This is a genomic window from Flavobacterium sp. Sd200 (assembly GCF_009826935.1).
In the GTDB taxonomy this organism is placed as follows: Bacteria; Bacteroidota; Bacteroidia; order Flavobacteriales; family Flavobacteriaceae; genus Flavobacterium.
Window position 1 is genome coordinate 119,418 of sequence record NZ_WUMN01000007.1, and the last position, 22,152, is coordinate 141,569.

Below are 22,152 nucleotides of genomic sequence, written 5' to 3' on the forward strand. Positions count from 1 at the left end.
AACGGCTGAGCATTTTGCCCAGCCGTTCTTTCCTAAAAACCTGATATAAACATCCAAACAACCTTAATAATTTTGAAGCAGTTTTGTGCTAAAGGTTTCATTGCTGCCTGTTGGTGGAGTTACAAAACCTTTGGTATAAATAGTATAAATTCTGCCGGGACTAAACTCTACATTAGTATCTGTAAAAAGTGTGGCACCCGTTTGGGCGTTGGTATAGCGTATTTCGCGTGAGCCACGTGGTACCGATATAAATGGTGTAGCGTCTTTAAATGCTACATCGGTAGCCAGTGATTGGGTTATTCCGGTAGCATCTATTTTTATGGCAGGAGCATCGGGCGAAAGGTTTATAAACCTAACCAGCGCATGGTTAGCTTCCGGATATTCGAGCGAATCGGTATAAGACACCAGTTCAATATCATCAAAAGTGTTTACTGCAAAAGCACTAAAATAGTCGCCGTCCCTTAGCGTTACATGCACTGTGTCTAAAACCGTACCGCTTTGGTCTTTAAGGCTCAACACCCTTTGGCCGAGCCTAAAATGATAATACCCCCTTGCTTCAGCATAATTAAGGGCCGTTTCATTAACCTGGTTCTCATCGGCAAAAAAATACAGGTTGCCGCTGCTTGGGCTGGCATTTGCTATAAGTCCGCGGGCCACATTTTGCTGTGGTATATCATAATTGTTGTCATCGTCAAGGCTGCAGGAAGCTAAAGAAGCAGTTATTGCTACGCCCATCATTAGTTTTGTAATAAAGTTGAGTTTCATAACGTATTTAATTTTACATATAGATGCTCAACAAAGGGTAGGGGTTGCGTGAGGGCATAATATTTAACAGTTTTGACATAGTTGCACCAGACATTTTAAATTGTGAATGATAACTAACTCAAACGGCTTATATTTGTGTATAATTTACGCTTACAAATGGAGCAAAAAATAAAACTGGCCGTAGATGCTGTAGTTTTTGGTTACCAAAACAGTAATCTTTATGTACTGCTTATTCAGCAAAAATTTGATGGGCAACAGCCTTATTGGGCATTGCCGGGCGGGCTTGTGCAAAGCAATGAGCCTCTTATTGAAGCTGTAAAGCGCGAACTGAAAGAAGAAACCAATGTCAGTGTAAATTACCTGGAACAGCTTTACACCTTTGGCGATGATGTTAATCGCGATTCCAGAAACAGGGTTGTATCTGTAGCTTATTTTGCACTGATAGACGCTTCTAAAACCATAATTAAGGCTGATACCGATGCTGAAAACGTACAGTGGTTTACAATCAGCGCCGTGCCACAACTGGCGTTTGATCATAACCTCATCCTTACCGCAGCCATTACCCGTTTAAAGGCAAAACTTACTTACCAGCCTATAGGTTTTGATTTGCTGCCTGCTGAGTTCCTGTTTTCCGACCTCGAAAACCTGTACTGCACCATTCTTGAAAAAGAAATAGACCGCCGCAACTTCCGTAAAAAGATATTGAGCTTTGGCATTATTGAAGAAACGGACAAGCTTGCTGATAAAAAAAGTGGCCGTCCTGCTAAGCTTTTCCGCTTTAATAAGCAAAAATATGACGCCATGGTTAAAGAGGGTTTTTACTTTGAAATTAGATTTGCGTAAAAAACACACAAAATAATTTTGCAGTCAATTTTAGGTTTTCTATATTTGTGTAAGTTTTACGCAAATATAGAAATTTATGTTAGTACTTAATCTTGACCCCAGCTTTAAACCCGTAGACGGACAGGCCATAAATTTTAAAGCCCTTACATTTTATGGCGGCGAACCACATATAAAGATCGAACCCGGTTTTGATGTTAACCAGACTGTAACCATTACCCAAAGGATTAACAGCTTTAATGCACTTGGATTTATTTGCATTGCTGCTGATGCCTTAAGGCGCATGGGTGTTGCAAAAATAAACCTCTTTATACCGTATTTTCCCGGGGCGCGACAGGACAGGGTTATGGTGCCGGGTGAACCGCTGACTGTAAAGGTAAATGCCGATATTATTAACGCAATACAATTTAATAAAGTAACGGTTTTCGACCCGCACTCTGAGGTTACGCCTGCCCTGCTTAATAACTGCGAAGTAATAACCAACCATACTTTTATTGAAGAGGTTATGCAAAGCATTGGCAGTAACGTAAGACTAATCTCTCCAGATGGTGGGGCGCTTAAAAAAATATACAAAGTGTCAGAATATTTAGGGGGTGTGAACGTAACCGAATGCAGCAAAAGCAGGGATGTAAAGACCGGAAAACTATCTGGATTTAAGGTATATGAAGATGACCTTAACGGTGAAGACTGCCTGATTGTTGACGATATTTGCGACGGAGGCGGCACTTTTATTGGCCTTGCAGAAGCCCTTAAAGCTAAAAACGCAGGAAATTTATACCTTGCCGTTAGCCATGGTATTTTTAGTAAAGGCTTTGGGGTTTTAGGCGATTATTTTACCAAAATTTACACCACAAATTCTTTTACAGATATGGAAAATAAAAAAGTTGAACAGATAGCAATACAGTTATGAAATATAGTAAAGAAATATTAACAGCGGATAAAACACCTAAAAAGTTCCTGATGTTTTGGGGTAACCAGCCCTCTAAAGACGGAAGCATAACAAAATCATGCCTTAGCCAATGGTGGGAGGCTGCTTTTACAGCAGATGGTGTTGAATATAAATCGGCAGAGCATTATATGATGGCTAAAAAAGCGGAGCTTTTTAACGATACAGAAATTATGGAGAAGATCATTTCGTGCAAATCGCCTGCCGAAGCAAAGAAATTAGGGAGGGAGGTTAAAAATTATGATGAGGAACAATGGCTTAAATGTAGGTTTGAGATTGTAGTAAAAGGCAACTATTATAAATTTAGCCAAAACCAAAGCCTTAAAGATTTCCTGCTGAATACCGGAAATAGGGTTATTGTGGAAGCCAGTCCTGTAGATGCTATATGGGGCATTGGCCTTGCTGCAGACAACCCTGATTGTTATAACCCTGAAAAATGGCGCGGGGATAACCTTTTAGGCTTTGCTCTCATGGAAGTAAGAGATTTACTTGAAGATAGGAGATGATAGATAATAGACTAAAGACATCAATCCAACAACAAACAACCAATAACCATAAACAATAAACACCATGAACCCACTACTTTTAACCGACGGATATAAATTAGATCACCGCAGGCAATACCCAAATGGCACAACCTTAGTGTACAGCAACTGGACTCCCAGAAAATCACGTATTGAGGGCGTAGAGGGTGTAATATTCTTTGGCCTGCAATACTTTATTAAAAAATACATACTCCACGATTTTGAAGAATACTTTTTTAAACGCCCTAAAGACGAGGTTGTACAACAATATGCCCGTAGGGTAAACAATTATCTGGGCGAAAACCAGGTAGGCATGGCACACATAGAGGCGCTGCATGATTTGGGCTATATTCCTATGGTGTTTAAAGCCCTGCCCGAGGGTGCAACGGTGCCCATGCGTGTGCCTATGTTTACCATGTACAACACTTTGCCGGAGTTCTTTTGGCTAACCAATTATTTTGAAACGCTGCTTTCTACCGTGGTATGGCTTCCGTGCAATTCGGCTACCATTGCGCGTCAGTACCGCAGGATACTGGATAAATATGCTGCTGAAACATCATCGGTACCGGAGTTTGTTAACTGGCAGGGGCACGACTTTTCTATGCGCGGTATGGGTGGTACTGATGCAGGAATTACTTCTGCCGCAGGGCATTTGTTAAGCTTTACCGGTACCGATACTATACCTGCAATAGATTTCCTTGAGCAGTATTATAATGCCAACAGCGATACAGAACTGGTGGCGGGCTCTGTTGCCGCTACAGAACACTCTGTAATGTGCATGGGCACTACAGAGGGCGAGTTTGATACTTTTAAAAGACTCATTACTGATATTTACCCTAAAGGTATAGTTTCTATAGTATCTGACACCTGGGATTTGTGGAGGGTGCTTACCGATTACCTTCCCCGTTTAAAAGATACAATTGCCAATCGAGAAGGCAAAGTGGTTGTACGCCCCGACAGCGGCGACCCTGCCGACATTCTTTGCGGTAACCCTAACGGTAAAACCTTTGAAGAGCGCAAGGGTGTGGTAGAGCTGCTATGGGATGTTTTTGGCGGAACAACGAATGCCAAAGGCTATAAAGAGCTAATACCACAAATAGGCGCTATATATGGCGACAGCATAACCATTGCCAGAGCTACTGATATTTGCGAAAGGCTCAAACAAAAAGGTTTTGCAAGCACTAACGTAGTTTTAGGGCTGGGTTCTTTTACCTACCAGTACAATACCCGAGACACCTTTGGCTTTGCCATGAAAGCTACTTATGGCGAAGTTAACGGTGAAGGCCGCGAAATTTTTAAAGACCCTATTACTGATGATGGAACCAAAAAATCGGCTAAGGGTTTAATGAAAATAGTGCTTGAAGACGACGTGTATAAACTGATTGACGGTGTAAATTGGGCAGAAGAACAAACTGGGGAGCTTAAAGAGGTTTTCAGGGATGGGAAACTACTTATTAACCAATCGCTGGCTGACATAAGGGATAGGGTAAGATAAGTTTGTTGTATTAAGTATTGAGAATTGAGTTGTTAGATTTTAGACTATATCCTTGATTATACTGGATTATTCTTAATTCTCAATACTTGATACTTAATACTCCTAACTACCTGTTCATCCACCAAATAGCGCCGTTAAGTGCAGTAGCATAGGTAACCCATGCAAGATAGGGGATAAAAAGATAGCCTGCGTATCGGCTTACTCTTTTAAACGGCAAATAAGTTTCATAGATCATGAGCCATAGCAAAACAATCTCTATAAGGGCAAGAAGCGGATTCTTTAACCCAAAGAAAAGATATGACCATAGTGCGTTCAGCACAAGCTGAATGGCAAAAAATGTTAGCCCTTTTCGCACGGTTTCGGTTTCAACTTCTATGCGGCTCCATACCAGTCCGGCGGCAATTCCCATAAATATATAAAGGGTTGTCCACGCTACAGGAAAAGCCCAGTTAGGTGGCGTAAAGAACGGTTTTTCTAATAACGGATACCATGTTTCTACACTGCTTTGTGTAACCTGTCCGCCAAGGTAGCCAATACCTAAGCAGGTTACTACCATGACCATTATTTTATAGAGTGGAGACATTTTAGATGTTTTGCTTAAACAAAGTTAGAATTATTACATCGGTTTTAATGTAAAAAGCAGTAAAGTTTCATTATGTATGAGTTTTGAGAGCGTTTGAAATAAAATTAAACCGTGGTTTTATCATACTTCATTTTGCGTAATACACGCATGGCTTCTTTAAATGATAGATATATGCTGCCATCAGGGTATGCCTTAAGCAATGGTTTGGCCTCAATAAGTTTTGCCCGGGCTTCGTCAAAACCGTTCAGGTAACACACCATGAGCGTGTGCGGAAGGTTTTGCATATCGCGATGCTCTCGTTCGTTTAGTGCTATGCCTTTGGTTAGCTTATCCAGAAGTGTCAGGTTAGAGTTATAAATATGAAACATCATTTTGCGGTTAAACTGCGGTGGTTCGAATAGCAATGCCGACTCAATATTATAATACCCATTATCCTGAAAGCTAATGCGCACCTGCTCTAATGGGTAATAGCTGGTTTTGTCGTTAAGCCCAAGGGCAACATATTCGGTTATTAAAAAACTGTCATCGGTATATTCTATGCTCACCTCGTCCAGTGCCGAATAAAACAGTTTTACCTGCTCATTTATCAGCTCAATATCTACGCGGCTAAAATAGGTGCGGCCTTTTACCACTTTTTTATGCCCAGCCCAGCACACTACAAAAAGCTCCTTAAAAACTTTATATTTGGCCGTCATGTCTTTATGGCGGTTGTTTATAAAATCCATAACTCCTTCAAGCGTGTGTTCTATGCTGTTGTGTGAACTGTTTTCTATAGCAGTAACTGTTTCTGTGTTTTGTGTGCTGTTGGGGTTTATATTGGCAGCATCGGCGGGTATTGAGCTGCTGCCTAAACGCACAAATGCAGTGCCGGCAACTATAGTATGGGCGTTTTTTTTAAAGTAGGATGTCTTGGCATTGGGGCTAATGGTAACCAACCCTACCACCCGGTCTTTAGGCAAGTGAGGGAAAGGCACATTTTCATACTGTATGTGAGGTGGGTTTACAAGAAAGGCATTCACAAGGTTTTGTATGCGGCTGTCGTCATAAAAGTCTGTGCCTGTAATTTCGTTATCATGGTCTTCGGCACCTACAACTATATAAGAGTTATTGTTGGGATTTGAGTTAGAAAGTGCACAAATGTGTTTTACAAACTTTGCCTTACCCTCTTTAGTATGCAGGTTTAACTGGCGCTTTTTATCATAAAAGCTACTCTCGTCGTTGTGGGCGAGTAGGTTTTTTATGAGTAAGCGCTTGTTGATCACGGCAATTTCAGTTTTTAGATTTCAGAATTAAGATGGAACTTCAACCATGCTGTAGCTAACCTGCAAGGTTTTTTCAACCTTGTAGGTTTTAATTATAAGAAACACATGATTGTGAATATGCCCTCTCCTTACAAATCTATTAAATAATAACCCTAATACAAAGACACACTGTCAATTTAATACTGTAATAACAAACAATTTGTGCTGCTGAGCAGTTAAAATAAAAATGTAACAATAAACATTACGGTTAGTATTGTTGCTTATTTTTTATGTAACTTTGTAGCAACAATTTTAAATAATAAAATTATGTATCCTGAAGAACTTGTAAAGCCAATGCGCGCCGAACTATCGGAAGCCGGTTTTAAAGAACTATATACTGCCAGTGATGTAAAAAATGCCCTTTCTCAAAAAGGTACTACACTTGTAGTAGTAAACTCTGTTTGTGGTTGTGCAGCGCGCAATGCAAGGCCGGGCGCAAAAATGAGCCTTGCCAATGCTAAAACGCCTGAAAACCTTATTACTGTTTTTGCCGGTGTAGATAAAGAAGCTGTAGATGAGGCACGCAGCCTTATGTTTCCGTTCCCGCCATCATCGCCAAGTATGGCTTTATTTAAAGATGGCGAATTAGTACACATGCTGGAGCGCCACCACATTGAAGGCCGTCCTGCAGAAATGATTGCTGAAAACCTTAAAGACGCTTACGACGAGTATTGCTAATCTTTAAATAGATTATATTTTAAACCACGCATTTGCGTGGTTTTTTTATTCTTTGCTATAGCATAATTAAATACACATTAATCAATTATGGATTTGCTAAACTGAAGCTAAATTATGCCTGCATATTAAAACTTTTTATTATTACGTAAAAACACACTACTTTTGTGCGGATTTTTTGTAAGCAAATGGAAAAGGCACTTTCTTATTTCATATCTCTGATATTTTATATAGTATTCTCTATATGCCTGTTGGTGTTTCACCCTGTGCAATGGGTGTGCTTTAACGTTTTTGGCTATCAGGCACATAAAAAGAGCGTAGATATGCTAAACGGTTGCCTTGTAAGATGCCTGCACATATTAGGGACATCTATTAAATTTGAAGGAGTAGAGAAAGTTCCTGCCGGAGTTCCGCTTATCATTGTGGCTAACCACCAAAGTATGTTCGACATTCCGCCCATTATATGGTTTATGCGCAAATTTCACCCAAAGTTTATAAGTAAAAAAGAGTTGGGTAAAGGCATACCAAGCGTTTCATACAATTTAAGGCACGGAGGCAGCGTTCTAATAGATAGGAAAGATGCCAAGCAGGCACTACCTGCAATTAAAGGCATGGGCGAATACATACAGAAACACAGCCGCAGTGCCGTAATTTTTCCTGAAGGTACACGAAGCAAAACAGGTGTGCCTAAGAGGTTTAGTGAAAACGGTCTTAAAATACTGTGCAAATATGCGCCCGATGCGTATATTGTGCCTTTAAGCATAAACAACTCATGGAAAATTGTACGTTTTGGTTCATATCCGTTAGGGTTGGGTAGCCGGTTAACTTTTACAATTCAGGAACCTTTTGCTATTAAGAATATCCCTTTTGAAGAAGTGATGAGGAGAACAGAGAATGCAGTAATACAGGGAATAAAAAATTAAAGAAATATCATGTCTACACACAACGTCCGCCTGGAGGTAATGCTTTTTTTAGAGAAGAACATCGACACTTTTGTTGAGAGTTACCTTATTCCGGTGGAAAAAATTTGGCAGCCTACGGATTTGCTGCCTGATTCGCAAAACGAAACTTTTTATGAAGACCTTAAAGAGCTTCGTGAAATTGCAAAGGATCTGCCTTATGATTTTTGGGTTACCCTTGTTGGAGACACCATTACAGAAGAGGCATTGCCTACCTATGAATCGTGGCTAATGGATGTTGAGGGCGTTAAACAAACTGAGAACATTGGCAACGGCTGGAGCAAATGGATAAGAAACTGGACGGGTGAAGAAAACCGCCACGGCGATGTGCTAAACAAATATCTGTATTTGTCCGGGCGTGTAAATATGCGCGAGATAGAAATCACGACCCAATACCTTATTAATGATGGTTTTGATATCGGCACCGGGCGCGACCCATATAAAAACTTCGTATATACAAGTTTTCAGGAGTTGGCTACCTATATATCGCACAACCGTGTAGCACAGATAGCTAAGAAATATGGAGACAATAAGCTTTCTAAAATGTGTAAGCTTATTGCAGGCGACGAAATGCGCCACCACATGGCATACAGCGAATTCGTTGACCAAATATTTAAAGTAGACCCAAGCGAAATGATGCTGGCATTCCAGTACATGATGAAGCAAAAAATAGTTATGCCTGCACACTTTTTAAGAGAGTCAGGACAACAGGCTATAAGCAGTGCTTTTGAGCAATTCTCTGATTCGGCTCAGCGCGCAGGAGTATATACTGCAAGTGATTATGTAGATATTTTGCGCAAGCTTATAGAAAAATGGAAGATAGATAAAGTAAATGGTCTTACTGCTGAAGCAGAAAAAGCCCGTGACTACCTGATGAAACTGCCGGACAGAATGGCAAGAATATCTGAAAGGCTTGTTATACCGCAGGAACCACATATTTTTAAATGGGTAAATCCTGCTGTGGTTAAATAATATAAAAGAGGCTCAGGCCTCTTTTTTTATGCGGTTACCCGGTTTAAAAAAACTAAACTACTGCTTTTTTGTAAAGTTGGTACTTGTGCCGTTTTGTTTAAGGATAAACCCGGTTGATGTAAACTCCATTACTACACCCGATCCTTCATGTTTAAACTCCGTTTGGCTAATAGGGGTAATGTAAAACGTACCCTGTTCATCAGCATGAACCCTTAGCCTGCCTTCGTGCAGCATAACCTCTATTACAAATGGCAGTGTAGGATTAGTGTAATTGCCTTCATACTTTTTAAGTGTGTTTTCGTCTACCGATACTTTGTTTACAAAATCAGGAAAACGGTATGGCAGCTTGTAATAGCAGCTCAGTATTCCCAGTACGAGCTCATTAAAATCGCAGTTGGCACCATTCAGTACCAACGAAAAGCCTATCTGCTCTTTTGGATAATAACCCAGTACGCTTGTAAATCCCTCTATATTACCATTGTGGCCGGCGAACTTTCGTTCGGCAAACATAAAGTTCATAACGCCCTTGCCATAGCCCATGTCTATTTTGTTCATTTCGGCCACGCTTTCAGCATTAACAAGCTTGCCGTCAAACAACGCCTGTGCAAATTTTGTAAGGTCGGCAGTGGTGCTAAACAGCCCTCCTGCAGCTCCAACACCTGCTTCGTTCCATTCTTCCTGTTTTATCCATTTGCCGTTATCAAATGTATATGAATATGCCTCGTTGCGTTTTGGGTTGGTCTTGCCATAATAGTAGGTGTTTTTAAGTATGGCTTTTTTTGCAATGCGCTGTGCAATGTTTTCTTTAAAGGTTTTTTTTGTAACGTCCTGAATGATGTAACCCAGCAGCAGGTAGTTGGTGTTGCTGTATTCTACTTTGGCATTTGGAGCAAAGGCAGGTTCGTAAGCAATAATCCTGTCCAGCATGCTTTTGCGTGCCTGAAATTTAGTAACCCATTGCGCAAAAGCCGGGTCAGCATTAATATCAAAAATACCGCTGGTGTGGTTTAGCAGATTGGCAATGGTAATTTTATCGGCATTTTTTATTTTGGGATAAAAATCGGACAGCTTGGTTTTAAGCGTCAGTTTTTTTTCTTCTATAAGCTGAAAAACAAGTGTGGCCGTAAACATTTGGGTAATGCCGCCTATTTTGTATTTAGTGTCTTTAGTGGCCGCCTGTTGAGTTTGAACATCAGCAAAGCCGTAAGATTTGTCATAAACCAGCACACCTCTTTCGCGAATGCTGAGCGATCCCATAAACTTGTTATGTTCGTAATAATAATTCATCAGGCTGTCAATTTTCTGTAGCCTGTTGCCCTGTGCCATTGCTGGCAGGGTAAACACAAGGAGTAGTAAAATTGATAACGCTTTTTTCATATTCATATCAGCAATATATTATTGTTCATAAAAGCTGAAGCGCATCACTATTTTAGCATACGATCATCTGCTTAGAATATCTACAAGGTCCTAAAGACCTTGCAGGAGCTTAACTGTTTGCCTAACCTGCAAGGTTTACAAAAACCTTGTAGGTTTTAAAATATAGCCTTTTAGCTTTATCTCTTAATGCGCCTCCAGCCAGTTCGTACCTTCGCCCAGGTCTACTTCAAGAGGCACTTCCAGTGTAAAGGCACTTTCCATTTCCTCTTTTATCATGGGCTTAATGCGGTCCAGTTCTGTATTATGAACGTCAAAAACAAGCTCATCGTGTACCTGGAGCAACATTTTGCTTTTCCAGCCCTCATTTACAAGCCTTTTTTGTATGTTTATCATCGCAATTTTTATAATATCGGCAGCACTTCCCTGTATAGGGGCATTAACGGCATTGCGCTCTGCTCCGCCGCGCACCACTTGGTTTTGCGAGTTAATATCTTTTAAATAGCGCCTGCGCCCAGATATGGTTTGTACATAGCCCTGCTCTCTTGCCAGTTCTACCTGCTCCTGTATGTATTGCTTTAGGCGCGGGTAGGTTTTATAATAGGCATCTATCAGGTCTTTAGACTCACTGCGGCTAAGCGACGTTTGGTTGCTTAACCCAAAAGCAGACACTCCATATACTATACCAAAGTTTACTGTTTTGGCGTGGCTTCTTTGCTCGCGGGTTACATCCTGCAATGCCACGTTAAATACCTTTGCAGCCGTACTTGCGTGAATGTCTTCCCCGTTTTGGAATGAGCGTATCATCTCCGGGTCGCCGCTAAGGGCAGCAATAATGCGAAGTTCTATTTGTGAGTAATCCGCGCTTACAAGGGTATAGTTTTCATCGCGCGCTATAAATGCTTTTCTTATCTGCCTGCCCCTTTGCGTGCGTATAGGGATATTTTGCAGGTTAGGGTTGTTGCTGCTAAGGCGGCCTGTAGCGGCAACGGTTTGCATATAATCTGTATGCACACGACCTGACACAGCTTTTACCTGTAACGGCAATGCATCTACATAAGTATTTTGCAGTTTTACAACCTGTCTCCACTCTAAAATGTCCTGAACTATCTGGTGTTCGTTAGCTAAATAAGACAATACTTCTTCGCCTGTGGCATACTGCCCGGTTTTTGTCTTTTTAACCTTTGCACCGCCAATTTTTAGTTTGTCGAACAGTATCTCGCCCAACTGTTTTGGTGAGCCAAGATTAAAGCTTTGCCCTGCGGTTTCATAAATGCGCTGTTCTAAAGCCTTGGCATCGGCTGCTAATTCGGCCGAAAGTTCTTTTAAATAGGCAATGTCAAGGTTAATACCTTCGCGCTCCATAGAGGCCAACACAGGCATCAACGGAATTTCTATATCGTCAAACAGCTTTTGCGTTCCGGTACGTTCCAGTTCGGGTGCAAAAAGCTCTTTAAGCTGTAGCGTAATATCGGCATCTTCAACGGCATATTCTTTGATCAGCTCCAGTTCAACATCGCGCATGCTTTTTTGCCCTTTGCCTTTTTTTCCTATCAGTGTTTCAATGGGCATAGGGCTGTATTTCAGGTAGGTTTCGGCAAGTATGTCCATGCCGTGGCGCATATCGGGGTTAATAAGATAGTGGGCAATCATGGTATCAAAGAATTTGCCTTTTACGGTAACGCCATAATTAGCCAATATTTCAAGGTCGTATTTTAAATTTTGACCAACCTTCTCAATATTTTCATCCTCAAAAAACGGAATAAACTTATTTACTATCTCCTGTGCCTCATCTTTGCTGGCAGGTAGCGGAACATAAAAGCCCTTGCCTTTTTCCCATGAAAAAGACATGCCTACTAGCTCTGCCGTAAGCGCATCTACACCTGTGGTCTCGGTATCAAAACATACGCTGGTTTGTTTTAACAGGTCGCGTATTAAAAAATTAATGGCAAAAGGTGTTTCCGCCAATTGGTAGTGATGATCTGTATTTTGCAGCGTAGCATAAAAGCCAGGGGTTTCAACACTTGTTTCGGCATCTTCGCCGCCCACATTAAACAAATCAAACTGCTGCGTGTTCTTGGCAACGGCTTTGGTTGGTGCAGGTGCCTGTGTGGCAATTTCGTTATAACTTTCACCATCGGCAAATAGTTTATGAAACTGCTCTGCCATGCGACGAAACTCCAACTCATTAAACAACTCTTCTACCTTTGGTGTATCTGGGGCTGTAAGTTCATAATCATCCTCATCAAAAGTAACGCTGCAGTCGGTTATAATGGTGGCCAGCTTTTTAGACATAATGCCCTTTTCTTTGTTGGCCTCAATATTTTCGCGTAATTTACCTTTAAGCTCGTGCGTGTTTGCCAGCAGGTTTTCCATACTGCCATAATCTTTAAGCAGTTTCTTGGCGGTCTTTTCGCCCACGCCCGGCAATCCCGGAATATTGTCTACTGCGTCGCCCATCATGCCCAGATAGTCTATAACCTGCTCAGGGCGTTCTATTTCAAAACGCTCCAAAACTTCGGGTACGCCCCAGATTTCTATACCGTTACCCATACGGGCAGGACGGTACATAAATATATTTTCAGATACAAGCTGTGCAAAATCTTTATCGGGCGTTACCATAAATACCTGATAGTTTTGTTTTTCGGCCTGTTTGGCAATTGTTCCAATTAGATCGTCTGCCTCACAGCCTGCCAATTCTATAATAGGAATGTGCATGGCTTTTAAAAGCTGCTGTATGTAGGGCACTGCAATAACAATGGCCTCGGGTGTGGCACTGCGGTTGCCTTTATATTCGGCAAACATTTCGGTGCGCACAGTACTGCCTTCTTTATCAAAAGCTACGGCAAGATGGTCAGGCTTTTCGCGCTTGATAACATCGAGCAGAGAGTTCATGAACCCCATAATTGCCGATGTGTCAAGCCCTTTAGAGTTTATTCTCGGGTTTTTTATAAAGGCATAATAACCCCTGAATATTAGGGCATAGGCATCGAGCAGGAAAAGGCGTTTTTGTGCAGACATTTTGTTTTTTGTTTGGATGTAAAAATAAACAAACCACAGGAGATGAGGAAGCGGTTGCGCGTTTTAATGGAAGATAATAGGGTGGTGAAAAAATTTCAGCAGGCCATTATTTAATGCCAATTGGTAAAATTCGGGGTTGAAACTGTATCTTTGCGCTAAAATTTTAAGCATGGCAACGGTACAGCAATTTATACCATCGGCATATACACAAACAGCACAAAACGGCAGCTTTACATGGAGTGCCCCCAGCAATATAGCCCTTGTAAAATACTGGGGTAAAAAAGAAAATCAAATTCCTGCCAACCCATCGGTTAGCTTTACGCTTAACAATTGTAAGACCATTACCACCCTTGGTTTCGAAAAGAAAACCGATACAACGGCTTTTACTTTCGACTTTTCATTTGAGGGCCAACCTAAAGACAGCTTTCGCCCCAAGATCGAGAAGTTTTTTGAAAGGATCGAAGCATATCTTCCGTTTTTAAAAGAATACCATTTTACCATAAATACACAAAATACCTTTCCGCACAGTTCGGGCATTGCATCATCGGCATCAGGTATGGCGGCACTGGCTGTTAACCTGATGAGCCTGGAGCGCCTGCTGAACCCTGAAATGACCGATGCTTATTTTTATGAAAAGGCGTCATTTCTGGCACGTTTAGGGTCAGGGAGTGCCTGTCGCAGTATAAAAGGCAGTACCGTGGTTTGGGGAGAACATGCAGGGATTGAGGGCAGCAGCGATTTGTTTGGTGTAGAATTTCCTGCCGAAGTTCACGATGTATTCAAGACCTATCAGGATACTATTTTGCTGGTAGACAAAGGAGAAAAACAGGTGAGCAGTACCCTTGGACACGACCTTATGCACGAACACCCTTATGCCGAAAGACGTTTTGCACAGGCACACGAAAACCTGTCGGGCATTAAAAAGGCACTTGTTGAGGGTAATGTTGATGATTTTATTAAAATTACCGAAAGCGAGGCACTCACATTGCATGCCATGATGATGACCAGCCAACCTTATTTTATACTAATGAAACCCAATACCCTGAGTATCATAAACGCTATATGGAACTTTAGGCAGCAAACGGGTGTGCCTGTGTGTTTTACGCTCGATGCCGGAGCCAATGTGCATGTGCTGTATCCTGAAAACGTTAGCGTTAAAGTTTTGCAATTTATTACTACAGAATTGATTGGCTATTGCCAAAATAACCAGTACATTTGCGACAAAATTGGTGCAGGGGCGCAGGTTTTGTAATAAACATTTGTTAAGTAAAACCAAAGTAGCCTTTTTTACGTACCTTTATATACAAAATAGATCTTCATACATCCCCTACAAATGAAAGGACCGTTATTTTATTCTAAAATATTGCTCTTTGGAGAACATGGCATTAACAAGGGCTCCAAGGGTTTGTCTATTCCGTATAATTTTTACAACGGTGGGCTTAAGGTAGACGATACTGAAAGCGAAGCTGCAAAAAAATCGAACAACAGCCTTAGAGGGTTTGTAGGCCATCTTGAAAAGCTTCAGGCCGAAGAGCCGGAACTGGTAAGGTTCGATCTTGCAACGCTAAAACTTAACGTAGAGGCAGGGATGTATTTTGACAGTAGTATTCCGCAGGGATATGGCATTGGCAGCAGTGGTGCTTTGGTAGCTGCTATTTATGACCAATATGCCGAAAACAAGATTACCATACTTGAGAACCTTACCCAGGAAAAACTGCTTACTCTTAAAAAGATTTTCAGTAAAATGGAGTCGTATTTTCACGGCACCAGTTCAGGCTTAGACCCGCTTAACAGCTACCTGAGTATTCCTATTCTTATAAATTCTCACGACAGCATAGAGGCTACAGGCATACCTATGCAAAACCTTGAAGGCAAGGGTGCCATATTTTTACTTGACAGCGGTATTGTAAAAGAGACCGCGCCTATGGTGCAAATATTTATGGAGAGCCTTAAGGATAAAGGTTTCCGTGCTATGATAAAAAACCAGTTCTTAAAGTACACCGATGCTTCTATAGAAAGTTTTTTACAAGGCGATGCGAGGGCGCTTTTTTCTAACACCAAAAAGCTGAGCAAAGTGGTGTTTAATAATTTTAAACCCATGATACCTGCCCAGTTTCATGAACTGTGGCAAAAAGGTTTAGAAACTAACGATTATTACCTTAAACTTTGCGGATCTGGCGGTGGTGGCTATATTCTTGGATTTGCTCCGGATATTGAGAAAGCAAAACAGGCCCTGACAGGCCATAAGGTTGAGGTGGTTTACCAATTTTAATTATGTTGTGGCTCGATAATTCATCAACAGTAAGTTCGGCAATTGTAATACTGTTGCGCACTTTTTTTGTAGGTTTTGGCTTTTTGGCTCCTGCCATGCTTTTTGTAAAGCCTAAAAAAATGCCTCAGCTTAAAAAACTGTTTGTTGCTGCGGGTATACAAATTGTAAGGATAGCCGGAATATTGTATGCGCTTTTCTGGATATTAGATGCCTACACTGCAACAACTGCAAAACCTGCCGGAGATTATCTAATAAGTAGTGGGCCTAAACTCTATTTGGGCGAACACTTCTATATTTACTGGCTTACACCTCTAATATTCTTTATTGCCACACAATTGCTTTGGATTCCTAAAATAAAGCAAAATAAAATTGCAGTTAGTGTTATAGCGTTACTCGTGCTTTTAAACTCGTTTAATGTTTTTCCTATATTGCTGTCTCAATACAAAATAAACATGCCGTGGGTTTGGGGCTGGCCTGCTCCTGATAGCTGGATGTTTGCCGTTGCATTACTGCTGCACCTGTTTATGTTTACTACGATTGTTTTTACCGTATTAGTGGCAAGCGGAAAATTAAAGGAGGAAGGTAATAAGTAATATTCTGCTATAGATTATAAGATATAAACATCTTCACGCATTACTTTTTCCACTTCACGGTTTCCATAAGGGTTCTCATGTCTTCTTTAATGTAGGCTGCCGCAGGCATTACGCTGTCATAATTAGGTTTGGCATAAAAATACATTGAAGCGGTTAAAAAATGGCGCGTACTGTCGGTTACATAAAACTGGGCATTGGTGGCGGCGTCGCCCCCAACCTGAGAGAACATGCCATACACTTTGTCTGTACTATTTATAAAAGGCTGCGAGTTGATGTCATCGGCTTTAATAACATGTTCATACGTTAGCTTTTCGGCATCGCGAAGCAGTTTCTCTAAATTGTTGTTTACCGGTTTGTAGGTAAGGTAAACAGTAGCTTTCATTTTAGGATATTCAATAGTAAAATTACACTGGCCTTTGTCTTTAACCCGTGCAATGTCATTATAGGCAAAAGTATAGGGGCAACTGTTATTAAAGGGCTTGTACTCGCCTAATGTATAGTCGAGCCTTAAATAAGCTTTAGGTTTGGGTACTGTTTCGTCTTTACAGCCAATGCTAACCAAGCTTAAAGCAGTAACCATTACAACTCCCGTTAATTTATTTATGATCTTCATGCCAGCGTAACCTTAATTTGTTTTATCCTTCTCTTATCAACAGATTCGACGGTAAAGATATTGCCATTAAAGTTAATTTTTTGTCCTTTTTCAGGAAAATTGCCGTTTAGCTCCAGCACAAATCCTGCAAGAGTTTCGGTATCTCCTTTTGCTTCTTCAAAAATTTCGTCGTCAACATCGGTAATGCGGTAAAAATCTTTCAACCCTATCTTTCCGTCAAACAGGTAATTGTTATTGTCTATTTTAGAAAAAATAATATTCCTGTCGTCAAACTCATCGCTTATATCACCCACTATTTCCTCAAGAATATCTTCTAAAGATATTACGCCTTCGGTCTCGCCATATTCATTTACCACTATGGCAAGGTGGTTTTTCATAGACTGAAACTCTTTTAATAAATTATCGAGCTTTTTATTTTCGGGTACAAAAAAAGGTTCGCGCAAAATATTTTGCCATTGAAATTCATCGTTGTCAATATGGGGTATAAGGTCTTTTAAAAACAGTACACCCTCTATGGTGTCTATACTGTCGCGATATACAGGTATGCGCGAAAAACCATTGGACACGATTTTTGGAAGTACAACACTAAAGGCTTCGGTAATGTTCAGGGCAAAAACATCCATGCGGGGTGTCATTACCTGCCGGGCTTCTGTATTGCCAAAAGTTACTATGCCCTCAAGTATTTTTTGCTCTTCAGTGTTAGCATCGCCATAATCGGTAAGTTCCAATGCCTGAGAGAGCCTGTCTACAGACAGTTCTGATTTTTGAACCCCGAATTTTTTATTGAGCCAAAGTGTTACCTCGCGCATCGGTATGCTAATGGGTGATAAAGCTTTGTTTAGTATATACAGGGGGTAAGCCACTGCTCCCGCAAAACGGCTGTTGTTGCGTGCAGCATATACTTTTGGTATAACTTCGCCAAATAGCAGTATGAGCAGTGTAATTACGGCTACCTCTATGCTAAACCTAAGCCAGGGAGTATGTATGGCCGAGAAAGCATCCATTTTAAAAAAATAGATGATGATAGAAATATTGATGAATGTGTTTGTGAGTACAATGGTTGCTAAAAGCTTTTTTGGCTTTTGAAGCAATTGAGAAATAACATTGCCTTTTTTTGGAGTAGTGGTATTTATTTTTTCAAGATCCTGTGGTGAGAGCGAAAACACCGCTACCTCTGTGCCTGATATAAAAGCCGAAAATAAAAGCAGGAGCATAATGCCTGCAAAGCCTGCAATAAGGTTGTAATCTATACTTATATAACTCGTGGGGCCGGGGTCCAAAACAGTGGGTATTAGTTAAACATTAAAAAGGCAGGTCGTCGTTTGCAGGAATCTGAGGCATGTCATAAACCTTGGCAGGTTCGGGTTGTTTGTGGGCAGGATCTATTTCTTTCTTTACGCTAAGAAAGGTAAACTCTGTTACCTGTATCTCGGTGGTATATTTGGTTTGACCGTCTTCCCCTTGCCATTGCCTCGATTTTATACGGCCTTCTATATATATCTTGTCTCCTTTACTAAGGTATTTTTCGCAAATTTCGGCAGCTTTGTTGCGCACCACAAGGTTGTGCCACTCTGTGCTTGTAATTTTTTCGTTGGTTGCTTTGTTGATGTAAACCTCGTTGGTAGCCAGAGGAAACCGCCCTATACAGTTGCCTCCTTCAAAGTAATGTATCTTTACATCATCGCCCAAATGCCCTATAAGCATTACTTTATTTAAGGTACCGTTCATGGCATGTTTTTTTAAAGTGTTCTATCAAATTTAATAAAATAAATCTGTTATTACCAATAGCTTTCCATAAAATTATGAATTACTATAGGGTAGGGGTAGGTTTTTACATGCTCAGTATCAACGCCTCCAGGAAGGGTAAGGCTGGTTGTTATTTGCCAGAAGCGTATGTGCAGTTTTTGGTGCGACAGCTTGTGTATAATAATATCACGGTGCAGCAACTCTATATTTTCAGGAGTAAAACCCAAGGTTTTAAAGTTGCTTATGCGTTCGATAGTTTCGGTTTCAGTTGTCAGGGTTTCGGTTTCAAGTAGCGGGAATTCATAGAGCCCGTGCCAAATGCCCTTTTCGCTGCGGCGGTTTACAATAGTGTTGCCTGCACCATCTTTAATAATAAGGTAGTTAAAGTAGCGGTTGGTCACTTTAGTTTTCTTTAGTTTTACAGGTAGCTGGTTTACACGCCCTGTTGTAAAAGCCACACACTCTTTATTAAATATACAAATGCCGCAATCGGGGCTTTTAGGTGTGCATTGCAGCGCTCCAAACTCCATTATGGCCTGGTTGAATGTTGAGGCGCTGTCTTTTGGCAGTAATGATGCTGCCAGTTCTGTAAACTGTTTTTTTGCACTGTTTTGAGAAATATCGGTGTCGATGCCAAAATAGCGCGACAGTACACGATATACATTGCCGTCTACCACGGGTACCGCCTCTCCATAGCTAATGGATGCAATGGCCGCGGCCGTATAATCTCCCACCCCTTTTAATTTTAACAGGCCTGCATAGCTGCCCGGAAAGTTTCCGTTCATTTCGAAAGCTACCTGTTTAGCTGTTGCATGCAGGTTGCGTGCGCGGCTATAGTAACCCAGCCCCTGCCAAAGTTTGAGTACGTGCTCCTCGGGAGCATTGGCCATATCCTGAACAGTGGGAAAGGCTTCTATAAAACGTAAAAAATAGGGCAATCCCTGTGCTACACGCGTTTGCTGCAGCATAATTTCAGATAGCCATACAGGGTAAGGTTGAGGTGTTTTTCGCCATGGTAAATCGCGTTTATTTTGCAAATACCAAGCTATTAAAGACTTAGAAAAATTCATTGTTATGCGGTAGTTTGCAAAAGTAAAAGTTTATGTTATTAAATTTTAATACATTAACCTTGAATTATTGTTTTTTTAATTCATATATTTGCACACTCAAAAAAATACACAATCATTAATTTAGTAAGAAAATGACGAAAGCAGACATCGTAGCGAAAATTTCGGAGAAACTGGGTCTTGAAAAAGGAGATGTACAAGCAACAGTTGAGTCTTTCATGGAAGAAGTGAAGACATCATTAGAAACCGGAGATAACGTATACCTAAGAGGTTTCGGAAGTTTTATCATCAAAACGCGTGCTGAGAAAACAGGAAGAAATATTTCTAAAAACACCACGATCAAAATACCTGCTCATAATATTCCGGCATTTAAGCCTGCAAAAATATTTGTAGACGGAGTTAAAACAAACACCGAAGTAAAATAAATTTAGTATTAACCACCAATTCCTTATCTAATTATGCCAAGTGGTAAAAAAAGAAAAAGACATAAGGTAGCAACGCACAAACGTAAAAAACGTGCAAGAGCTAACCGTCACAAAAAGAAAAAGTAGTGTAAACTACTTTTTTCTTTTTTAAGTTAAAAGTTCATTGAAATGGAAATGAATTCAGATTAAAGATTTCAGATTTTAGATTGCCCTGTGCTCCCTGAAAACTGATAACTGAGACCGGAAACTTATTTCCCCGGGTACACAAAATACCTGTAAATTATTATTTAATCCATCTGCAATTGGGTGGTGGTTTAGTTGATGGTTGTTGGTTGCCGGTTGTTGAGAAGCTCTCAATTACCAAAAGGAACTAACAACCATCAACCAATAACTAGCAACCTTAAAAGCGGATAAAAATGTACAGTGTGAACAAAGAATTGATTATCAGGTCTGGTTCTGACGCCGTAGATTTTGCCTTATTAAAAGATGGAAAACTAATAGAATTACACAAAGAAAAGGAAGACAAAAGCAAGTTTAGCGTGGGCGATATTTTTATTGCCAAAATTCGCAAACCTGTGGCCGGCCTTAACGCTGCGTTTGTAAACGTAGGTTTCGAAAAAGATGCATTTTTGCATTATCACGACCTTGGGCCTAACCTCCCTTCTTTGCTGAAATTCTTAAAACTTGTAAGCGCAGGTAAATTAAAAGATTATTCCCTTAAATCTTTTCCGTTTGAAAAAGAGATCGATAAAGATGGTGCCATAGCAGATGTGCTTAGCGCCAACCAGTCGGTACTCGTTCAGGTGGTAAAAGAACCCATCAGTACCAAAGGGCCGCGCATAAGCTCTGAGCTTTCGCTGGCAGGCCGTTATGTGGTGCTGGTACCTTTTTCTGACAGGATATCTATTTCGCAAAAAATAGAGAGCAAAGAAGAAAAAGACCGCCTTAAAAGGCTCGTGCAGTCTATAAGGCCAAAAGGCTTTGGTGTTATTGTGCGAACAGTAGCCGAAGGGAAAAAAGTTGCAGAACTGGATCGCGACCTGCAAAACCTGCTCGATAAATGGACAGGTATGTGCAAGCGCATTCCAAGTGCCCATCATCCAAGCAAAGTATTGGGCGAGGTTAACAAAGCCTCATCTATACTTCGCGACGTATTTAATGACACCTTTACAGGTGTTTATGTAGATGATGAGGACCTGTTTTATCAAACCAAGGAGTATCTGCAGGAGATAGCTCCCCATAAAGCCAATATCGTTAAGCATTACCAAAGTAAGGAACTGCCTTTATTTGAAAAATACAATATAGAAAGGCAAATAAAAACCTCTTTTGGCAAAACGGTATCTATGAGCAAAGGCGCCTACCTTATTATAGAGCATACAGAAGCGCTGCACGTTATAGACGTAAACAGCGGAAACCGTTCTAACAAGGCCCTGAGCCAGGAAGATACTGCCCTGGAAGTAAACCTTATTGCTGCTGCCGAAATTGCAAGGCAGCTAAGGTTGAGAGATATGGGAGGTATTATTGTTGTCGATTTTATAGATATGTCTAACCCCGACAACCGTAAGAAACTTTTTGACTTCCTGAGGGAAGAGATGAGCGACGATAAAGCTAAACACAAGATCCTGCCACCGAGTAAATTTGGCCTTGTGCAAATTACACGGCAAAGGGTGCGACCGGAGGTAAATATTAAAACTAAGGAGGAAGACCCGAACAATGTAAATTCGGAGATCGAAGCCCCAATATTAGTAATAGACCGCATATCGGCCGACCTTGAAAGAATTTTGAGGAACCATAAAAAAGTAGCGCTAAACGCCCACCCGTTTGTGGCAGCCTACTTAACTAAGGGTTTCCCGTCCATTCGCACTAAATGGTATTTAGAGCACAAAAAATGGATAAAAGTTATACCACGTGACGCTTACACGTATTTAGAATACCACTTTTTTGATAGCAAAGGAAACGCTATCGCAGAATAGCAAAACCG

Annotated in this window: 21 protein-coding genes; 12 read left to right on the forward strand and 9 right to left on the reverse strand. The window is 40.9% G+C overall.

What is annotated here, in order from left to right:
* Positions 1–63: 63 nt before the first annotated feature.
* Positions 64–765 carry a DUF4397 domain-containing protein gene (locus tag GR160_RS16455; protein ID WP_160750987.1) on the reverse strand — a complete coding sequence of 234 codons (702 nt, stop codon included), beginning with the start codon at positions 763–765 and terminating at the stop codon, positions 64–66.
* Positions 766–921: 156 nt separating this feature from the next.
* On the opposite strand from GR160_RS16455, the gene GR160_RS16460 reads away from it, so the two are divergent.
* From GR160_RS16460 to GR160_RS16475, 4 genes are all read left to right on the forward strand, one after another.
* On the forward strand, positions 922–1,608 hold the full coding sequence (locus GR160_RS16460; protein WP_160750988.1) for an NUDIX domain-containing protein: 687 nt from the start codon (positions 922–924) through the stop codon (positions 1,606–1,608).
* Between the two features lie 76 nt (positions 1,609–1,684).
* Positions 1,685–2,515 carry a ribose-phosphate diphosphokinase gene (gene prs, locus GR160_RS16465; protein ID WP_160750989.1) on the forward strand — a complete coding sequence of 277 codons (831 nt, stop codon included), beginning with the start codon at positions 1,685–1,687 and terminating at the stop codon, positions 2,513–2,515.
* Positions 2,512–3,057, forward strand: coding sequence for an NADAR family protein (locus tag GR160_RS16470; protein ID WP_160750990.1), 546 nt, complete (start codon positions 2,512–2,514; stop codon positions 3,055–3,057). The genes prs and GR160_RS16470 overlap by 4 nt, the downstream gene beginning before the upstream one ends.
* A 64-nt stretch (positions 3,058–3,121) precedes the next feature.
* Positions 3,122–4,570, forward strand: a complete 1,449-nt coding sequence (locus tag GR160_RS16475; protein WP_160750991.1) for a nicotinate phosphoribosyltransferase — start codon at positions 3,122–3,124, stop codon at positions 4,568–4,570.
* A 106-nt stretch (positions 4,571–4,676) separates the two neighbouring features.
* On the opposite strand, the gene GR160_RS16480 is transcribed toward GR160_RS16475, so the two are convergent.
* Together GR160_RS16480 and GR160_RS16485 are read right to left on the reverse strand one after the other, a co-directional pair.
* Positions 4,677–5,153: a TspO/MBR family protein gene (locus tag GR160_RS16480; protein WP_160750992.1), complete on the reverse strand. Its 477-nt coding sequence runs from the start codon at positions 5,151–5,153 to the stop codon at positions 4,677–4,679.
* Positions 5,154–5,257: 104 nt separating this feature from the next.
* On the reverse strand, positions 5,258–6,415 hold the full coding sequence (locus GR160_RS16485; protein ID WP_160750993.1) for an ATP-binding protein: 1,158 nt from the start codon (positions 6,413–6,415) through the stop codon (positions 5,258–5,260).
* Positions 6,416–6,721: 306 nt separating this feature from the next.
* Between GR160_RS16485 and GR160_RS16490 the strand changes: the two genes are divergently transcribed.
* The 3 genes from GR160_RS16490 (at position 6,722) to GR160_RS16500 (ending at position 9,060) form a co-directional block, all read left to right on the forward strand.
* Positions 6,722–7,132, forward strand: coding sequence for a BrxA/BrxB family bacilliredoxin (locus GR160_RS16490; protein WP_160750994.1), 411 nt, complete (start codon positions 6,722–6,724; stop codon positions 7,130–7,132).
* A gap of 185 nt (positions 7,133–7,317) precedes the next feature.
* Positions 7,318–8,052, forward strand: coding sequence for a 1-acyl-sn-glycerol-3-phosphate acyltransferase (locus tag GR160_RS16495; protein WP_160750995.1), 735 nt, complete (start codon positions 7,318–7,320; stop codon positions 8,050–8,052).
* A gap of 9 nt (positions 8,053–8,061) precedes the next feature.
* Positions 8,062–9,060: an acyl-ACP desaturase gene (locus GR160_RS16500; protein WP_160750996.1), complete on the forward strand. Its 999-nt coding sequence runs from the start codon at positions 8,062–8,064 to the stop codon at positions 9,058–9,060.
* Positions 9,061–9,117: 57 nt separating this feature from the next.
* On the opposite strand, the gene GR160_RS16505 is transcribed toward GR160_RS16500, so the two are convergent.
* Positions 9,118–10,443: a serine hydrolase gene (locus GR160_RS16505; protein ID WP_160750997.1), complete on the reverse strand. Its 1,326-nt coding sequence runs from the start codon at positions 10,441–10,443 to the stop codon at positions 9,118–9,120.
* A gap of 177 nt (positions 10,444–10,620) precedes the next feature.
* Positions 10,621–13,455 carry a DNA polymerase I gene (polA, locus tag GR160_RS16510; protein WP_160750998.1) on the reverse strand — a complete coding sequence of 945 codons (2,835 nt, stop codon included), beginning with the start codon at positions 13,453–13,455 and terminating at the stop codon, positions 10,621–10,623.
* 169 nt (positions 13,456–13,624) lie between these two features.
* On the opposite strand from polA, the gene GR160_RS16515 reads away from it, so the two are divergent.
* From GR160_RS16515 to GR160_RS16525, 3 genes are all read left to right on the forward strand, one after another.
* Positions 13,625–14,707, forward strand: a complete 1,083-nt coding sequence (locus GR160_RS16515; RefSeq protein WP_160750999.1) for a diphosphomevalonate/mevalonate 3,5-bisphosphate decarboxylase family protein — start codon at positions 13,625–13,627, stop codon at positions 14,705–14,707.
* 81 nt (positions 14,708–14,788) lie between these two features.
* Entirely contained in the window at positions 14,789–15,727 is a 939-nt protein-coding gene (locus GR160_RS16520; RefSeq protein WP_160751000.1) for a mevalonate kinase, read from the forward strand.
* 2 nt (positions 15,728–15,729) lie between these two features.
* Positions 15,730–16,320 (forward strand): hypothetical protein, encoded by a 591-nt coding sequence (locus tag GR160_RS16525; protein ID WP_160751001.1) that lies wholly within the window; start codon positions 15,730–15,732, stop codon positions 16,318–16,320.
* Between the two features lie 40 nt (positions 16,321–16,360).
* Here the strand turns inward: GR160_RS16525 and gldD are convergent, their stop codons facing one another.
* From gldD to mutY, 4 genes are read right to left on the reverse strand one after another with little or no spacing between them, the layout of a single operon-like run.
* Positions 16,361–16,933 (reverse strand): gliding motility lipoprotein GldD, encoded by a 573-nt coding sequence (gene gldD / locus GR160_RS16530; RefSeq protein ID WP_160751002.1) that lies wholly within the window; start codon positions 16,931–16,933, stop codon positions 16,361–16,363.
* Positions 16,930–18,213, reverse strand: coding sequence for a gliding motility-associated protein GldE (gene gldE / locus GR160_RS16535; protein ID WP_160751003.1), 1,284 nt, complete (start codon positions 18,211–18,213; stop codon positions 16,930–16,932). Before gldE ends, gldD begins: the two co-directional genes overlap by 4 nt.
* A 22-nt stretch (positions 18,214–18,235) precedes the next feature.
* Positions 18,236–18,661, reverse strand: a complete 426-nt coding sequence (locus GR160_RS16540) for a single-stranded DNA-binding protein (RefSeq protein WP_160751004.1) — start codon at positions 18,659–18,661, stop codon at positions 18,236–18,238.
* A gap of 50 nt (positions 18,662–18,711) precedes the next feature.
* Positions 18,712–19,749: an A/G-specific adenine glycosylase gene (mutY, locus tag GR160_RS16545; RefSeq protein ID WP_160751005.1), complete on the reverse strand. Its 1,038-nt coding sequence runs from the start codon at positions 19,747–19,749 to the stop codon at positions 18,712–18,714.
* 131 nt (positions 19,750–19,880) lie between these two features.
* On the opposite strand from mutY, the gene GR160_RS16550 reads away from it, so the two are divergent.
* Both GR160_RS16550 and GR160_RS16555 read left to right on the forward strand, forming a co-directional pair.
* Positions 19,881–20,171, forward strand: a complete 291-nt coding sequence (locus GR160_RS16550; RefSeq protein ID WP_116789754.1) for an HU family DNA-binding protein — start codon at positions 19,881–19,883, stop codon at positions 20,169–20,171.
* Positions 20,172–20,587: 416 nt separating this feature from the next.
* Positions 20,588–22,144 carry a ribonuclease E/G gene (locus GR160_RS16555; RefSeq protein WP_202390806.1) on the forward strand — a complete coding sequence of 519 codons (1,557 nt, stop codon included), beginning with the start codon at positions 20,588–20,590 and terminating at the stop codon, positions 22,142–22,144.
* The last annotated feature ends 8 nt before the right edge of the window (positions 22,145–22,152 follow it).

Coding starts and splice junctions, on each gene's coding strand:
- GR160_RS16490 (WP_160750994.1), top strand. CDS start 6,722: ATGTATCCTGAAGAACTTGTAAAGCCAATGCGCGCCGAACTATCGGAA.
- GR160_RS16555 (WP_202390806.1), top strand. CDS start 20,588: ATGTACAGTGTGAACAAAGAATTGATTATCAGGTCTGGTTCTGACGCC.
- GR160_RS16495 (WP_160750995.1), top strand. CDS start 7,318: ATGGAAAAGGCACTTTCTTATTTCATATCTCTGATATTTTATATAGTA.
- GR160_RS16480 (WP_160750992.1), bottom strand. CDS start 5,153: ATGTCTCCACTCTATAAAATAATGGTCATGGTAGTAACCTGCTTAGGT.
- GR160_RS16540 (WP_160751004.1), bottom strand. CDS start 18,661: ATGAACGGTACCTTAAATAAAGTAATGCTTATAGGGCATTTGGGCGAT.
- GR160_RS16500 (WP_160750996.1), top strand. CDS start 8,062: ATGTCTACACACAACGTCCGCCTGGAGGTAATGCTTTTTTTAGAGAAG.
- polA (WP_160750998.1), bottom strand. CDS start 13,455: ATGTCTGCACAAAAACGCCTTTTCCTGCTCGATGCCTATGCCCTAATA.
- GR160_RS16455 (WP_160750987.1), bottom strand. CDS start 765: ATGAAACTCAACTTTATTACAAAACTAATGATGGGCGTAGCAATAACT.
- GR160_RS16515 (WP_160750999.1), top strand. CDS start 13,625: ATGGCAACGGTACAGCAATTTATACCATCGGCATATACACAAACAGCA.
- GR160_RS16460 (WP_160750988.1), top strand. CDS start 922: ATGGAGCAAAAAATAAAACTGGCCGTAGATGCTGTAGTTTTTGGTTAC.
- GR160_RS16475 (WP_160750991.1), top strand. CDS start 3,122: ATGAACCCACTACTTTTAACCGACGGATATAAATTAGATCACCGCAGG.
- GR160_RS16470 (WP_160750990.1), top strand. CDS start 2,512: ATGAAATATAGTAAAGAAATATTAACAGCGGATAAAACACCTAAAAAG.
- GR160_RS16525 (WP_160751001.1), top strand. CDS start 15,730: ATGTTGTGGCTCGATAATTCATCAACAGTAAGTTCGGCAATTGTAATA.
- mutY (WP_160751005.1), bottom strand. CDS start 19,749: ATGAATTTTTCTAAGTCTTTAATAGCTTGGTATTTGCAAAATAAACGC.
- prs (WP_160750989.1), top strand. CDS start 1,685: ATGTTAGTACTTAATCTTGACCCCAGCTTTAAACCCGTAGACGGACAG.
- gldD (WP_160751002.1), bottom strand. CDS start 16,933: ATGAAGATCATAAATAAATTAACGGGAGTTGTAATGGTTACTGCTTTA.
- GR160_RS16550 (WP_116789754.1), top strand. CDS start 19,881: ATGACGAAAGCAGACATCGTAGCGAAAATTTCGGAGAAACTGGGTCTT.
- GR160_RS16520 (WP_160751000.1), top strand. CDS start 14,789: ATGAAAGGACCGTTATTTTATTCTAAAATATTGCTCTTTGGAGAACAT.
- GR160_RS16505 (WP_160750997.1), bottom strand. CDS start 10,443: ATGAATATGAAAAAAGCGTTATCAATTTTACTACTCCTTGTGTTTACC.